Genomic DNA, 16,115 nt, shown 5'->3' with positions numbered 1-16,115 from the left:
CAACTGCCAGAATGGCTGGCCGAGAAGAAAGTCGAATCCAAGAACAGAACCACGCCTACGATATTCGTTGGCTACATCTCTAGAGAGACCGAGGACGCAATTCTCTTCGAATCATCTGCGGCGGCTCGACCACTGATGGGACTCGCACACCAGATGCACTCGCTCGAAAAGGGGATCGAACGCACCGAAGACGATACTGACCGCCACAAACAGCTGGAGGATCAGTTTCGAGAACACGAGCGGAAGTTTGATGATCGGGATGATCTACCCAGCCTCTCCGACGAGTGGCTTCCGAGAAGCCAGCTCGGGACGATTGTTCGACGCTGTACATGAATCGAATACCGGCTGTTACTCTGGAACCACTGTGCGAGATCGCGCGCTGTATTCACCTATGGAAACGCTGCTGACCAATCAAACCACCGCTGACGACAAAATAATTACGCCGTCCCGGTGCAGTCCTGCGCTTCCGACCGACGGGCGGGGCGGCACGACTCTGCGGGGCGGTCGCTGTCGGGCGGTAGCAATGGCTCACGACGGCCTCGACCGGCCACTGCGGGCCGCCGACGGGCGGCCCGCAGGTCCCTCGTCGCTGCGATTACACTGCGATCGTCACTGTCGAGTTGCTTGCTTCGGTGACTCGGGACGCCAGCGCGTGAAGTAGAGATTCACCTATTCGGGCTTTCCCGGATGCCGCTCCCGGCGGCATCCGGGCTGGTGCGCCCATAACTCGGCTTCTTTCGCACTCGGACCAGTCAGCACCACGTGCTCTGAGGCACGGAATACAGCTCGGTCTCTTGCGTCCCATGCTTGCTTCACGGTCTCCAGGGATAGCAGCGTTTCCATCGAGTCAGCACGGCCTCAGAAACCTATCACTGATTGAGGGTTAACCGAGAGCGACAAACACAACCGAACTGGAGCGCACCGGAGAGCGTTTTTCTGCCCCCCAAGGGTGCGGGGCGTCACACACATCGCGTCCCGAGAACCACAATGCACCAACTCATCTACGCGCTCGTTGAAGCACCGAATAGAGACGATGCCCTCACTAGAGGTAACGCAGCGTTCGACCGTCTCGTCGGCGTCGGGCCAGACACCGCCGCTGTCTTCGATTACTACGTCACGTTCGACGACGAGACAACGTCTGTCGCCGGAACAGCCCGATGGGGTGAATTACCCTCGTGGCATCAGTCGACTCCGACGAGGGAGCAAAACTCCTCGAACGAGGATGGAACGCAACGACCGAAGAATTCGAGCGGAATCTCGAACGAGTTCGAACCGCCGTCGAGGAGTTCAGCACTGAGGAACTCATGCGCGACAAGGAGCTTGCTCGACACGCCTGCTACAATCTCGGAGCCTACCGAGGGTCGTCGCTCGTAGAGCGCTATTGAGGATGACAACGCAGCCACTGCCGGCCGCACGTCTGTATGCGTTGCCCAGAGCTGGTCGATTTCGTCCCAATCTTCGATTTCTGGTTGGATAGCCAATATAGTCCAGCTCCTCTGTCCTGTACTCCGTTCAGGATGCCATAATGGTTTGTACTGTATAGATTGTCGCCATGTATGTGCCATGGCACTCCTGACATCGATTGGGGAGATGTCTGTGGTCATGCTGAATAGCGAGTCCCGTACTGTGTTTTCACAGAGTTGACCAGCTCGGGTCGGGTTCACACTCAAATTTCGGCTTCATTGATGCAAGAGACTATTATTGAACCGGAGACAGGTGAGACGGATGGACAAAGACGACATTGAGAAATGGAGCAAACGGTACGATGATGACTATGAGCACCGGCTACAGACCATCGAGAATGACCTCCATTCTGCACTCCACGATCAAGGCTATTTGACTCAAGACGGAGTTGTAGATGCTATCCGATGGAAATTAGACGCCCAAATCGGTCGCCGTAATGGGAATATCAAAAAAGTCCGCCAGCTCCCCGAAGCGTTCGTTGAGAAGGTAACCGAAGCGGCACTACTCGTTGAGGACCCGAAGGTGCAAGTTAGCACGCTTGACTCGATTCCGGGTGTCGGGGCTGCAACGGCGAGTGTCATTCTTACGTTCTACGATCCGAAGAAGTACGCAGTCGGAGACCGATATCTCATGGACGAGTTGCTTGATAAAGACCGGACAATGGGCATTTCGGACTACCCGAAGATCCTTCAGGCATTACTGGATCGAAACCCAGGAGGCTACGACCTCCGGACCGTTGAGAAAGCCTACTGGAAAAGATACACAGTCGAGAACGACGTCGGGAATTGGTAGCTCTGGCACTCATGTTGCCCGTCGCTCAGTCGTCGATGTCGATATACCGTCCCAGTCGTTCAAGTGCTTTCTCGAGTGGATGTCTTCCAACAGCCGTCACATAGCGTTCGATGTCTTTCCTCTCGATAGTCGCAACCGACCATGGCATGATGTGTGACTGCATCGACAGGGGCGCATCGTCGTAGTCATCTTCGCGAAGTGGGAGTGCTTCGTCGTGGTACGTCTTCGACGTGAGTGCGAGACAGATGTACTGTTCGCCGTGAAACGGGGCCTCGGAATTCCCGATGACAAGCCAGGGGCGGCCCTCACCATTGTCTTTGAATGGGTCGACAGCCCAGATAATCGCGCCTTGCTCGAGCAGCACTACTCCAGCTCCTGGCTGGCTTCCGTAGTCCAGTCATCTGGGTCTTCCTCACCATATCGTTCATCGAGCCGCTTCGTTGCGGTGTGAAGACGATACGCGCTGGATAATCGGTCTCGGTCGTCAGTGATGGCCCAGTAAGGTTCCTTGTGACGAACAAGGCCACGGTCCTTGAGTCGGCTAAGAAGCGTACTGACCGAGTCAGGGTTGACGTCTGCCCGCTCAGCGATGACCTTCGCCTTCCATGCGTGGTCACTGTGAGTCGCAAGGAACTCGACAATCTTCACCGTATCCGTCTTGGAAGCGAACTCGTCGGAATCGGCCTCTTCGAATCGTCGAATGTCGATGCTATCGGCGCCCATAGTCGTGACTTGGTGTTCCATCGTCAAACTGTTTGTGCTGTTCCCTGTGTTCGCTACCTCCTTCGGTACTATCAGAATTCGCCAGTCCGAACATGGAAAACACACCGCGCAAGGGTGTTCCACCCATTTTGCTTACATAGCAGTTGTTCCACCCATTTCGAATTTGGGTGGAACACCGTTACGTCCTGCGATCACCCGGCAAAAACAGCCGCTGTTCCACCCAAAAGCCAACTAGTATAGATGGGGGGTATGCCGGTGCTAATATTGGTATGTAAGAAACCAGACATAGAAGCAGTCCGACTAAGTCGAAGGGTGTCGCGGACGACACACGGGCGAGAGTGTCGCCGCCTCTGGGGGCCATCGGTTGCACCCAACAGCCGGTCGACGTCCCCACGGAGACACCCAACTGCAAACACTCACTGCACTCTCTGTATGTGTCACGCCGCTACTAACAGTATTTGGTGAGGTTTCTGCGGTCGTGCTGAATTCAGCGCGCGTCTGCAGCATCTTTAGGGAAATAATGTCTGGATATAGTTGATTCCGAATGACTACATTCTCGTTCTTCCCTCTCAATTTTACTTGAACGCCTCTCGGATGACGCGCTCTCGATAATCCTGGTCTTTGGCAGTCTTATAGACTATCGGCTCGTGGTACCGCCGATACGGCGATTTTTTTGCACGCTTGATTTCCCTTTCCACTGCACTCAGCCAAAGACGCTTGAACTCGTTGTCAACGATTCGTTCAGGATTTCCATCGAATCCAACAAACCATGGTCGCTGCGACTCATCCTCGTTGTATATTGCATCGAATCGCCCCTTCCGATCTGCCTCCTTGAGATATTTGTTGACACTTCCTTGATTTGCAGGGAGAATAAATTCAGTCCGGGATTGCTCCTTTCGGAAGGGGTGTAACACGTAACGGTTGTTTACTGTTACTGGAAGTGTTCTTTTCGCTGGTAACGACATAACCAATCGGGGATCGTCACTCGTGAGGCTTGTCTCTGAAAGCATAGAATCTACGAGATTAAAATACGAATTAACCCATCCTGGATTGGGTGCTCTACCGATACTCTTGATCAGCTTCGATTGTTTATTGCTACCCATACAACATCACAGGATTTGATCGATAATTAAATCGAGGGGAAGTTTGTATTGGTTGGACGAACCTGGTGCTGCATACACCCTCTGAGTGTTGCACGCCGCTACTGACAGTGATTGGGCACGATAATTTCGTGAATGACGCTGTGTGCCCACCGCACCGTCGGAAACGCAGTGGCTCGGAAGTAAGGGGTTTAGCCCAACTGCTGAACTACCACCTCAGATGCCCTTCAGCGTCAGTTGGCACACGCTCTGCGACACCCTTGAGGACCTCCCGGAGGGAGCGACGCTTAGTACTCCACTCTCGCATGACCGTTTTCGACTCCTCGACGTCCAGGACCACCGGGTGGTCATCCAGGTCGCCCCCACAGACGAGACGCGACCACTCCAACGCGAGCAGTTCGAAACACTGTATGACCGGATCCAGGATGCCGCCAACGGCTTCGACCTTGACCGACTCCCACCTGGCGCCGATCCGTATCCCGCGGTGTTGAGTGTGCATCCACGCTTCGAGGTCGTCGATGAGACGCCGGCGTTCCAGGCGACGGTGCAGATGGAGGTGCAGGCGAAGGTCGTCGCTGTCGCCGGACTCAGCGGCGAGGGCACCTTCGAGGAGCGCGACTCGCCGACGAGTAGTCTTCCACGCGCTGAGTTGCTCTCACACCGCCTCGATCGACTGGTCTGACGCCGCTGCACGCTGTGCGATGGTGACCTCGGGGTTCGAAGGGGAGTAGTCTGGTCAGTCGAATTCCGTGGTCAGTCCAACCGAACGGTACACACCCTGACTACGCTCGGTCCGTCAACGTCGCCCTCGAATCTGATCTCTTCGAACAGCTCGCCTTCCAGGTCGATCACGAACGTGTGACGTCCGGTGGACGCGCTAGCCGTGAGCTCTTGGGTGGTTCCGTCGTTCCCCTCCACGACCAGCGTGAGGGGCTGGTCGGCCGTCCGCACGGTCACCGTCGCGAAGTCGGTCTCTTCGAATCTGATCTCGAGTCCGTCCTCGATCGCTACCTCGGTGAATTCCTGACCAGTTTCGTCGACACGGCGGATCGAACGAACTACACCGTCCGCAAACATGACCGTGAACTCGGTCTCTTCTACCGTGAACTCGAGTTCGTCTTCGCCGTACAGACCTTCCGGAATATCCCTCGTCTCCACGCATTCGAGTTCGCGATCCGGATCAGGTTCGGATTCCCGTAGCGGGACGAGCCACTCGGCGGCCTCGGAGACGCCGTCCTGTGCAAGCGCCAGTTCGAGGGCGTCACGGGGGTCGGCACCCCTGGCCTCGTCGAGACGGGAGAGCGCATTTGCGAAGCGCTCCAGACTCTGTAGCGTCGCCAGCCGAGGACCAGTAGGCGGTCCCTCCATGAGCGCCCGCAACGCCTCTTCCTGGTCGCGCACAGTGTCGATGTACGTCCCGAAGGCAGCCTCGTCGCGGTAGGCGCCGGCCGCCAGGGAATCGTTCGATAGCTGGGTGATCGTATCGGTTATGCCCGTGACTTGCGTTCCGAACGTCTCTTTGACGACCGAGTACGCCGTCGGTTTGTACGCGATGGCCTTCTTGAGGACGTACGCCTCGAGTGCGTCGAGTCGCCGTCGCATCCCGTCGAATCCGGCGACTTCGAACTCGATCGATCCCCCCCCGAAGCCGGGAGTGATGGAGACGGTCTCGTTCGGCGAGACGATGAGCACGTCCTCGTCGGTCGTCGGGAGGTCGTTGAGTGTCAGATACGCGCTGGTGGTCCGTTCCCCGACGAGGAGAGTGAACGCGGCGTTGGCGAAGCGTTCCTCCTCGGACTCGACGCCGAGAGGGTTCCCGTCGGAGAAGATCAGCGGGCGTCGGTTGCTGTCGGTGACGACAAATGAACCGGCTTCGAAGTCTCTCGTCTCGATCGTCTCGCTTCCGTCGTCAGTGGAGAGTTCGCGGATCAGATCACCGACTGCACCGTCGGTGAACTCGCGGAGTTGGTAGGTCCCTGTGGGATCGAGACCCAACAGCAGGAGTTCTTCACCCTGATAGTACGTCCCTCCCGATGAGAGGGTTCGCGTCTCTTCGAGCGTGTCCGTGGTCCGTCGGACGACGAGTGCGGTCTCGTGGGGGTTGTAGTAGTTGGTTCCGTGCCGGACCGTGAGGTCGTGCAGCAGATTGTTCCCGTACACGAGCGGGCCACGAGCGAACGACGTGCTCGTCCACGTCTCGCCCGTGCGCCTGAACCAGCCGAGCAGGACGCGGTGATCCTCCCCGCACGTCTCACAGGTGGTGAGCGGCCGGTTCGTGTAGTACGACCGGGAGATGCCGGCGAGCGCCGACGCTTCGGTGCCACCCTCCGGGACGTCGGGAGCGGCGTCCGCGGCAACCACCACGGTGTCCACGCTCTCCCTGACGTCGGGGGCACTGTCGTCACGCGGAACCCGTACCGAGACGACGACTGGGGTGTCGACCGGGATGGGGTCGTCCGACGAGTCGACGACCGTCGCGCTGAACGAGTTGTCTTCGACGGTCGCCGTGGGTGTCAATATGAACGGCCGGGAGGGATCTAACGACCGGACCCTGACAGTCACCTCGACCCCCGAACGGGCGGTGGTTCGACCGGAGACCGTCGTCTCGGTCGCCGAGGAGACGACCGGCCGCTCGTCGAACGCGACCAGGAGCTCCGACGGGTCGGTCCCGGACGCTCGGGCGGTGAGCGTTCGGGCGTCGGTCGCGGTCACGAGGAATCGCCGTCCACCGGACGCGACGAGCACGTCGCCCGCTTCCAGTGCAACCTCGTCCGTCGACGCGTTGGAGAGGCGCTCGTCGCCCCCGCCGACGACGACTACGGCGATAGGAGTGGCGTCGGTCGGGTCACCGCCCACCCAGCGTTCGATGAGGAACGTCCCGTCCGGGGCCGCCGAGAGTGGGTAGGGTGGCTGGCCGACCTCCGCTTCGGTCGGGTAATCTACGTGGGCGACTGGCTTGTACGGCATCGAGGGCTCGTCGAACTCGACTTCGACGACGCCGCGCTCGAGGAACAGACTGTCGACACACCGCTCCTCACAGGCGTTCTCCACACCCACGGCCGCGACCGGTTCGAGGGTACACCGCTCGTGGTCGAGGTAGACCGACAGGACGTCGGCCTCGGTCACCGTGAGGCCGTCGGCTCCGGACGCCGGGGCGTCGGTTCGGTTCGGGTCGGTCACAGCGTCTTCGAGGACGAGTTGGCGCCCACAGCAGTCGAGTGCGAGGCCCGGCCCCACGTGGACGTCCAGGAACTCCGCCTCGACTTCGGATTCGGGCACCGGCCGTGTCTCGAGCGAGAGGCTGACGTCCAGCCCACAGACGACTCCTGCGCCGAGCACGAACTGTGCCAGGTTACTCGTCCGGCTGGCGTGTAACGCCTGTTCGCGGGCGAACACCTGTGGTGTCAACAGCTGTCCGAAGAAGAAGTTGTTCCCGACGGCTGGCTGCAGCCGCCCCTCGTCGAATGTCGTGATCTCTCTGTGTCCGTTCGTATCGCTTCGTCCGTTCGTGTGTGGTTGTGGTGGCACGGTCGTAGTCGGGGTTCGTTCTCGTCCGGTGTCCGGACGGCTCTCCTCGGGGTCGGTTCAGAGACGGTCGTCGCCCAGATGCGCTCTCACCCCCAACTGCGCGGACGGCTCTCTGCTGCCCAGCGTGGTGTCGCGACCGAGACTCGACCGACCGAGAACGAGGTCGGTGTCGCCGAGGACGCTGTTGACGCCGAGATACGTGTGTCCGCCGAGGAACACCCACGACTGCAGACGAACGGCGCGACCGACGGCGTGTGCCGGGCGGTTCTGCACGACCAGTCGCTGGATGGTTCGGAGTTGTTCGTCGGTGACCGACGGCCGGACGAGGACGAGGAAACACTGAGGACAGTTGAGAAACGGCTCGAACGTCTCCGCCATCGCCTCGTCGCTCATGCAGTCGAGGTCGCCGTACTCGAGGAAGAACACCGGCCGGGTGGCACGCTCGACGATCCGGTCGGTCACCGACTGACTCAACGACTCCGCCGCGGCGATGGCTTCGACTTCGGCGATCTGGCGTCTCTGCTCCCAGTTCCACGTCACGGAGTCGGCGGTGATGCCGCGGAGGTAGATCTCGAGCAGCGTGCGGAGGCCCTCGCGGGTGCCGCGGGCACGGAACAGCGCGGCCGCCTCCGAGAGCAGTTCACGCCGTGCCGTCTCGGGCCAGGTCTCGTCGACCACGAGCCCGAGCCAGCTCTCCAGCCAGCCCAGCGACGCCGCTGGGATCCCGTCGGCGTCGGCGTACCGCGTGAGGTGGTCGACCTCCTCCTCGATGTCGACGAAGACCCGCTCGTACATCGAGAGGAACCGTTCGAGGAAGTCGCGGGACTCGGGATCAGTCTGATAGATCGCCGGGAGGTAGCGGAGATACGACTGCCGCGGGAAGTACGCACGGAGGGTGTCGACGGTCGGAGAGGTGAACTCCTCGCCGAGGAGGTCCAACCGGATCCAGAGATATCGGCCGACGGCGTCGTTGAGGAACGCGTCGGCCGGGTTGAGAACGTCCAGCGCCGTCCACACATCGTCTCCCCGTGGTCGAAGCGCCGCGTCGTCGGTCGCGAGGTAGCGAAGCCGTACCTGCGTTCCGGAGCCTTCGTGGACGGTCGAGAAGGTGATGCGGTGCCACTGGGTCGAGTCGACGCCCGAGTCGACCCGACCCACGGCCTGCCCACCGTAGCGCTCGGTTTGGCCGTTCCACCGGTTCCGTCGCGCCTGGGTCACGAAGGAGACGACGTGTCGGTCGTCGTCGACGACGAACAGGCCCGGAACGGCGTCACCGTCGAGGCTCACGCCTCGGCGCAGTCGCACGCACCCCTGCCTGAATCCCAGGAGGCGCTCGAACCGCCTGCTCTCCGGACGGTGGCGGAGCAGTGCTCGCTCTCCGTCCGGTCCGGACGCCATGCCGACGACGAGTTCGTCCTCGCCGGCGACCGCCATGCACGTGAGGGCCGAGCCGGGGAGGGGTGCGCCCACGTCGCCCGTCTGTTCCGTGTAGCCCCGCTCGGTGGGTCCGCTGCCAGTCACCGTCCCCTCTTCGTCGCCGGTCTCGGGGTCGGGCACGAACTTCCGGACCGACGCCCCGGGCTGGTCACCCATGAGTACGGAGACGTTTCCCGCCTCGTCGCGCGTGAGATCGGTCGGAGACGCCAATCCATCGACGACGACGCGGCCAGTGCCGTCGGGCGACAGGGCGACGACGACCCCGGACGGGTCGGTCGTGGGCGGTGCCGGCGTCGTGTCGTCGACCGAGGTCGGGTCGTCTACCGGAACCGGGTCCCGGTCGAGGGCGAGAACGCCACTACCACCGCTTCCGCCCCTGCCGCTGCCTCCGTCGACGTCGACGAGGCTGACGATGTCGCCGAAGCTGACGCGGCGCTCCGTCTCGTCGGGGGAGGTGTGGGTTGTCCCCTCGTCGGACGACGGGACGACCGCGGTCTCCACGACCCAGCGCGTCTGCAGATACGCCTTCGAGATCGCCCGGATTGTGCTGGTCGTGTCGGGGACGTTGCCGCTCCGGTAGGCGACGTAGATGTCGCGGTCGGTAACACAGAGCGCGCGTGGAGTGCCCCATCGTCCGGAGTCGCTCGAACACCTAAGTCGACGGAATCCACGTGCCCCCGCCTCGTAGACGTAGATGACACCGGTCGCGGCCAGGAGGTAGAGCGTACCGCAGTCATCCTGGTCGACATCGACGACGACGAGCGTGGGGTCGTCGACGACCACGTTCGGGTCGACGTACGTCGGGGTCGACTCGCGTGCGAGTCGGACGCCCGCCCCCGATGTCTCGACGTTGGTCGAGTCGGCGCGCCAGGCGGCCCACTCGGCTTCGGTCCGGACGCCGACGAAGGCGAACTCCATCTCAGAACTCCTCCCCACAGGTGTCGGTGTCGACTTCGACGACCACCTCGTGGTCGAGAGAGTACGGCAGCCCCGTCTCGTCGAGCGCGACGTCGCCGTCGGGGCCGACGCGTCCTGCCCCGCGTGCGGTCACGGAGAGGTCGACGACGCAGTCGACGCCCTCGACGGCCTCGATGACCTCGTGCAGCTCCGAGCGATAGACGGAGCGGCCGAACGGCCAGCCGTCGCCGTCGAAGCCCGACAACGGGTGGATGAACGCCTCGAGTGCCTCCGTGATAGCCACCGTGCGCTCGGCCACAGCCGCAGTTGGCGCCAGACTGACCACTGCGGAGACGCCGACGCCGACGTACGACGGTGGGTGGACAGTCACTCGGTCGGTCACCAGCGCGTGTTTCGCCAGGTGACAGCGAACCGCGTCGAGGAAGCCCGCACTCGGGACGGGTTGGGGATGTGTCCCGTACGGAACGACGACGACGCGGACCTCACCACGGTCCGTGCACGCGTCCGGGTCGTCCGCAGCGGAGACGACCGTGGCGTGAGCGCGTCCGAATCTGAGCCCTGGGGTCCGCTTCGCCACGGCGCGGTAGTCGTCCGCCGTGACCGCCCGATACGGCAACTGCAGGTCGCGCCGGACCCGCGCCAGTGCCGCTTTCACCGTCTCGGCGTCCGTACCGCCTGTCGCGTCGCTGAACGGCGAGACGGAGACGTCGGCCAGCTCCTCGTCGACGAACTGCCAGGGAACCGTCGGTGACACGTTGCCCGCGCTGCCGCCGCCGTAGACGGTCCGCGTGGCGACGACGGACGACCCGGCCGTGGGCACCGCACCGGCGACCTCGTCGCCGAAGGTGAGCCGACCATCCATCGTATCCAGCAGGAAGACGCGGGCCTCCGGGCCCTGCCCGTCGAAACTTTTGACCGCGTGCCAGACGTTCGCCGGGTCCGCCAGCTCGGCCGGATCCACGGCGGCGGCGTCAGCCGGCCCCGGGACGACTGCGATATCGGCCTCGAGCACTGGAGCGTCGTCGAACTCGAACACCTGTCCGGGGTGGGCGGTCGTCTCCGCTCGGCCGTCCGCTCGTGTCAGCGTCTCGTTGTGAACCGTCCGGCGGTGGACCGCGGGGACGACGTTGAGGGCGACGGCCGACAGCCGTGGCGGGATCTCGTAGCCACCGACCTCGACGACACAGCGGAGCCAGTAGCGCGCCCGGTCGTCGTCGAGAATGACGCCCGGACGGGCGGGCCACGACCGAGTCGGGTCGGGAGCCCCTGGAGCAGGCACTCCGACGTCGGACTCTGCCGGTCGCTCGAAGACGACGCTCCCGCTCTCGTACAGATGGTTTGTTCCGTCGAAGACGACCGGGAGTGGATCCCACCCGTCGTTCGCGTACCAGCGGTCGTAGTCGACGCAGAACTCCCACGCGAGTTCGACGCTGGGATCGAACGTCGACGGCTCTTCGCCGTGGGTCGCGGGCGTGGGGAGCCCTCTGTCGTCGTACGCAACACCGAGCGCGACGCGAGGCGAGGGGTCACCCGGCGCACCGACCTCGGGGAAGGGGTCGTCGTCGAAGCCGAGATACAGTTGGCTCCCGGCTGTGGCGTCGGGGCCGAAGGCTAGAAAGCCCATCCCCTCGGTGTCGTTGACCACGCTGTTGTCTACCCGGCCACCGACGTGGTCGACGACAACACGGTCGACCGCTGCGTCGACGACGCTGACCGAGTCGACAGGGCCGAGCGCGGTCGTCTCGAAGAAGAACGCCGTGCGGCGGTCGATGCCGGCTGCCAGTACCATCCCGGTGGTGAGGTCGACGGTCGACCCGCTGGCCGGTGCCAGCCGAAGCGCGACCGAGGCCGCCAGCGGTGCCTTCGGTGCGTCTCCCAGGAGTTCGAGATACTTTCGGATCTGACGGTCGCCGAAGCGGTCGAGCTGGTAGACGTAGGTCTCGGCGAGCCACGCGAACAGCTCCAGGAACGCGATACCCGGGTCGTGGGCGTTGTGGTCGGTCCACTCCTCGGCGTACGTCGGGATCCGACGTCGGGCCTCGGCGAGATACGCGGCGTAATCACGGTCCCCGAGGTCGGGGACGTCGAGCGTCATCGACGGCCCCCCGCTGTCGACACCCGGCCCGTGAGTTCGACGCCGATGGCGTGTCGTCCGCTCGAAACGAGCGTGTCCGGTCCCAGGGTGGGCGGTGACGATCCGTCGGTGACGGTGACCGTGTCACCCGTGCTGACCGACCGGAAGGTGAGCGTGACGTCCTCGACGTGGTCGACGTGGTCGACGCCCTCCAGGAGCGCGTAGAGGTCCGACAGACAGGGTGGCTCGCCGAACGCCCAGCCAGCGCCGGACGGACCGCCAGTGAGCGGGTGCAGGAAGGACGTGACAGCGTCTATCGCCGTCGACTCCACCAGCGAGACACTCTCGGCGGTCGCCTGCGCGACGACGCTCGCCGCGACGGACACCGTCACGTAGCTCGGCCCACGGACGAACAGTCGGTCGGTCGGGGCGACGAGCGTCGCCGGCGCCCGCTCGGAGACCGCGGCGTCGACCCGGCGACGGAGTTCGGTCGACGGGGTCGGTTGTCGGTCGTCGGTGTGGGGGACGATTACGACCGTCACCCAGCCCAACCGCCGCTCGCCAGCCTCGTCCATCCGGGGGAGGCACCGCGCCCGCGCCAGCGTTCGTGACGTGTCGAGCGCCACCCGTTCGACGTCCCCTGGTGCGACGGCTCGCCCCCGGCTTCTGAGTTGCGCGGGGGCACGGGTGAGCACCTGTGCCACCGACTCCGCGTCGGCTCCACCGTCGGCCGCCTCCGGGTTCGCCACGCCGTCGACCAGTCGGATATCGCTTCGCAGCTCGGTGACCGCTCCGGCGGCGACGTTCCCACCGCGGCCGCCGCCAGTCCGGAACGATATCCTGACGTTCTCGACGCCGCGTGGCGGGATCGCTCCTCTGACGCCGTCACCGAACCGGAGCGTCCCCGTGAGGGGTTCGAGAGTGACGTGTCTGTCCCGGGCGGTCGACGTCAGGAAGTCCGGGACGACCGTCCAGCGGACCCACACTGCCTCCACGCGTCCGTCGGGGTCGACTGTCTCCTCCAGCGCCTCTCGTGCCTCGAGCGCCTCACGGTCCGCTCGGGAGAGTCGGTCGCCTTCGTCGACCCATACCGCGGGCTCCAGTACGGGGATCGTATCGACGACGAACTGCTGGTTCGGTCGGCCGCTGCTGTCGCCGAGCGTCTCGTCGGTGACGCTCCGGACGTTCCACCCCCACCCGGTGTTGACCACGAGACGTCGGAGCGTCGGCGGAACCGTCGACGGCCGCCCCGCTGGCGGGTCGGTACGGAGTCGGCGCTCGGTGTCGCACGGCTCGCCACTGCACGGCCACGGTGTGAGGAGGCAGGGGCAATCGCGTTCGGTGGGTGGCGCGGTGCCGGACGCGTCCGCTGTCGACGTCGCGGTCGACGCGACGTGCGCGTCCGAAACGGTCGTCGTCGTGTCGTCCGCTCGGCGGAACGACCCGTCGAGGTCGGTCACCCGCGCACGGAGCCAGTGGAGTTCCTCGTCGAACCGCTCGTGAGCGACGCTCGGCTCCGAGAAGACGAGGCGAACGAGGCCGCGTCTGGTGAGATCTGCCGTCTCGTCGCGCACCTCGGCCCGGGTCCACGCGTCACCGTCACCGCCGGGTCCTGCGGGCTCGGATCCTGCGTCGTACTCCCACCGGAGGCGGGGAGTGAAGGTCTCCGGATACTCCCGGTCTTCCGGCGAGACGAACAGGTGGAGCGGCCCACCGACGAGCGGCCCGTCAAAGCCAAGGTAGACGGTCTGGCTCTCGTCGGGGAGTCGCCGGAACGGCGTGACACCGCCAGTGGTCGGTTCGAGCCGGTAGTCGAGGTTGTTCAGACTCACCAGCGCCTCCGCTTGCCCACCTGTCTCCTCGTAGCCGACCGTGATGCCGGTGAACAGCGGGACGCCGACGGATTTCGTGACGAGCGTCCAGTACACACCACCGCCGAAGTCACTCGTCGTGTTCTTTCTGAACGTGACCTGGTGGAACCGACCTCTGCGGAGTCGGGCACGAATCCAGTGGCCGTCGACGCCGAACACGGTCGTCGCTTCGAGGTACGACGGGACGGGGAAGGTGATTCGTCCCGTCGTCGAATCGCCCGTCAGCCGGAGGTTCGTGACTTCCGTGCTGTCGGTCGGTTCCCCGCCGTCGGGTATCTCCTTGCCCTCGAGCTGCTCGATGAGCGCCCACGACTTGCCGTTCCAGTACTCCCACGCGACCGGCGGGGGGTCGAGGGCGCCGACGCTCTCGGGCGGGAGGTCGACGACATCCATCCCCGATAGCGTCAGCGTGATCGTCGCGTCGTGCTTCACGAACGCCTCGGCGCACTCGATGTAGAATGCGTCTCCTGGCTGGGGTGCCAGTCCGAACGGCTGCACCGTCGGCTTCCCATCCACGGGGATGTCGACCGGACCGCCGCCGGCGAGCAGGACGTCGATGGTGGCGTCCGTCGAACCCACGCCGACGGTGAGCGACTCGACTTCGAGTGACTCGAACGTCTCGGGGCGGACGTCCGGTTCGACAACTCCACGGATCCAGCGGCTCTCCACGCCACAGACGGTCGTCTCGGTGAGTCTCTCGAACCCAGGGTCGGTGGCCGAAGTGGGGAGCACCAGCGTTACCGTTGGGGCCGTCACCACCTCGTGGGAGACAGTACTGGACGCGAACGGGTGCCAGTTGGCGTCGGGTCCCGCGGTCACCTCGGCGTCGTCGCGTTCCTCGTAAAACTCCCAGCGGAGGTGGTCGAGGACTGCCGGAGCCGACGTCTCCACGGTCAGCTGAATCTGTTTCCCACCGGGAAGGTCGAACAGGTCGGTGTGGCCGACGAGGAGAGCGTGGCGTTGCAGTGACTTGCGCACGTCCAGCCCGCCGAACAGCTGGGTCGACTCTCCGGCCGAGAGTGCCGACCCGTGCTCGAAGATGCCGTCGATCGCCGGGTCGACACTGTAGAGGCGGTGCAGGCGGGCGGGCGTCGCCTCGAATCCCTCGCCGGGGACGAACTCGAACACCTGCTCCGGTGAGTCACCGGCAGGTGGGGCCGCCATCTGTGTTCCGGCCGGAATTCGGACGTTTTCGGTCGCTCGCTCGGAGAGCGTGACGGTCACCGGGGCACGTCCCGACTGTGGGGGGTTCCGGGCGAATCCGAGCGTGTCGTAGAAGCCGACGCGGTGTTTCTCGGGCACCCGGTTCAGCCGTGTCACGACGTCGGTGACCATCTCCGAGAACAGTTCGGTCAGAGCCCATCCGGGGTCGTCCGACTCCGGGACTGGTGTCCACCGATCCGTGTACGCCGGAGCCACTCGTTCGAACGCGTCGAGGACATCCTGTCGAGTCCGGGCGTCGACCACTGGCGACCGCTGGTCACTCGCCACTGTTCCCCTCTCGGATGTAGAACGGGTAGACGAGGTTCGACTCCGTGTTCGTCTTCCGGACGCGGTAGTCGACGCTGATGAGGAGTCTTCCCGCCGTGATCTCCGCGGCCGAGACCTCGACGGCCGTCACCTCGATGCGCGCCTCCCACTCGAGCAGCGCCCGGCGAACCTCTTCTTCCACCCGGTGGAGGGTCGTCGCGTTGACCGTCTTGAAGACGTAGTTGTGGATACCACAGCCGAAGTCGGGGCGCATCACGCGCTCTCCGCGCGCCGTCCCGAGGATGATCCGGATCGACGCTTCGATATCAGTCTCGCCCGCGGTGAGGGCGAGCTGTCCACGCCGGTCGGTACGGACCGGAAACGCCCACCCCTGCCCCAGAAATTCGGTGTCCATCGCTTTCACGCTCCGCTTATGGCCCGACCTGGACGGACTGTTCACCGCCCATGATGGTGTTCGGTGGCCCTGACTCGACGATGGTGTCGCCCTGTCTCGCAGCCGCGAAGCCGTTGATGAAGACGGTGGTCGTCCCCGGCTGCGTGAGCCCCCCGACGTGTGGGACCGTCCCGCTCACGAGTGGACACACGTGCACGTCGAGTCCGGCCCGCCACGCGGGCTGTCCCCCGATGAAGACGTCGCGGCATCCGCCGGCCGGGGGCGGCGTGAGTGGGTTTCCGTGCTGTGTCGCATCTCCGAGTCTGGCTGCTGCTGGCATTGAG

At 64.0% G+C, this 16,115-nt stretch carries 10 protein-coding genes and 3 pseudogenes; 4 read left to right on the top strand and 9 right to left on the bottom strand.

Going from position 1 to position 16,115, the window contains the following annotated elements; all coding sequences use genetic code 11:
* The 3 genes and pseudogenes from BSG17_RS27365 to BSG17_RS23650 form a co-directional block, all read left to right on the top strand.
* Positions 1-333, top strand: a pseudogene (locus BSG17_RS27365) (hypothetical protein); the annotation flags it as partial.
* Positions 334-987: 654 nt separating this feature from the next.
* Positions 988-1,370, top strand: a pseudogene (locus BSG17_RS23655) (hypothetical protein); the annotation flags it as partial.
* 355 nt (positions 1,371-1,725) lie between these two features.
* The gene (locus BSG17_RS23650; protein WP_089827843.1) at positions 1,726-2,256 is read left to right on the top strand and encodes a hypothetical protein; all 531 of its coding nucleotides are present in this window, start codon (positions 1,726-1,728) and stop codon (positions 2,254-2,256) included.
* A gap of 25 nt (positions 2,257-2,281) precedes the next feature.
* Here the strand turns inward: BSG17_RS23650 and BSG17_RS23645 are convergent, their stop codons facing one another.
* From BSG17_RS23645 to BSG17_RS26490, 3 genes are all read right to left on the bottom strand, one after another.
* Entirely contained in the window at positions 2,282-2,620 is a 339-nt protein-coding gene (locus tag BSG17_RS23645; RefSeq protein ID WP_139246786.1) for a type II toxin-antitoxin system PemK/MazF family toxin, read from the bottom strand.
* Positions 2,620-2,979, bottom strand: coding sequence for a helix-turn-helix domain-containing protein (locus BSG17_RS23640; protein WP_089827842.1), 360 nt, complete (start codon positions 2,977-2,979; stop codon positions 2,620-2,622). The genes BSG17_RS23645 and BSG17_RS23640 overlap by 1 nt, the downstream gene beginning before the upstream one ends.
* A 575-nt stretch (positions 2,980-3,554) precedes the next feature.
* Positions 3,555-3,989, bottom strand: a complete 435-nt coding sequence (locus BSG17_RS26490; RefSeq protein WP_139246785.1) for a hypothetical protein — start codon at positions 3,987-3,989, stop codon at positions 3,555-3,557.
* Positions 3,990-4,299: 310 nt separating this feature from the next.
* Between BSG17_RS26490 and BSG17_RS23635 the strand changes: the two are divergent.
* Positions 4,300-4,597: pseudogene (locus tag BSG17_RS23635) on the top strand (hypothetical protein); the annotation flags it as partial.
* A 235-nt stretch (positions 4,598-4,832) separates the two neighbouring features.
* On the opposite strand, the gene BSG17_RS23630 reads toward BSG17_RS23635, so the two are convergent.
* From BSG17_RS23630 to BSG17_RS23605, 6 genes are read right to left on the bottom strand one after another with little or no spacing between them, the layout of a single operon-like run.
* Entirely contained in the window at positions 4,833-7,607 is a 2,775-nt protein-coding gene (locus BSG17_RS23630; RefSeq protein ID WP_089827841.1) for a BGTF surface domain-containing protein, read from the bottom strand.
* A 57-nt stretch (positions 7,608-7,664) separates the two neighbouring features.
* Positions 7,665-9,962 (bottom strand): phage tail protein, encoded by a 2,298-nt coding sequence (locus tag BSG17_RS23625; RefSeq protein ID WP_089827840.1) that lies wholly within the window; start codon positions 9,960-9,962, stop codon positions 7,665-7,667.
* A gap of 1 nt (position 9,963) precedes the next feature.
* Positions 9,964-12,057: a putative baseplate assembly protein gene (locus tag BSG17_RS23620; RefSeq protein ID WP_089827839.1), complete on the bottom strand. Its 2,094-nt coding sequence runs from the start codon at positions 12,055-12,057 to the stop codon at positions 9,964-9,966.
* A complete protein-coding gene (locus BSG17_RS23615; protein WP_139246784.1) occupies positions 12,054-15,398 on the bottom strand; it encodes a putative baseplate assembly protein in 3,345 nt (1,114 codons plus the stop codon). Before BSG17_RS23615 ends, BSG17_RS23620 begins: the two co-directional genes overlap by 4 nt.
* Complete coding sequence (locus tag BSG17_RS23610; protein WP_089827837.1) at positions 15,388-15,792, bottom strand: GPW/gp25 family protein; 405 nt, start codon at positions 15,790-15,792, stop codon at positions 15,388-15,390. Before BSG17_RS23610 ends, BSG17_RS23615 begins: the two co-directional genes overlap by 11 nt.
* 16 nt (positions 15,793-15,808) lie before the next feature.
* Entirely contained in the window at positions 15,809-16,111 is a 303-nt protein-coding gene (locus BSG17_RS23605; RefSeq protein ID WP_089827836.1) for a PAAR domain-containing protein, read from the bottom strand.
* Positions 16,112-16,115 lie beyond the last annotated feature (4 nt).

The sequence above is a fragment of the Halogranum amylolyticum genome, from assembly GCF_900110465.1.
In the GTDB taxonomy this organism is placed as follows: domain Archaea; phylum Halobacteriota; class Halobacteria; order Halobacteriales; family Haloferacaceae; genus Halogranum; species Halogranum amylolyticum.
This window is presented reverse-complemented; position numbering and strand designations above follow the sequence as displayed.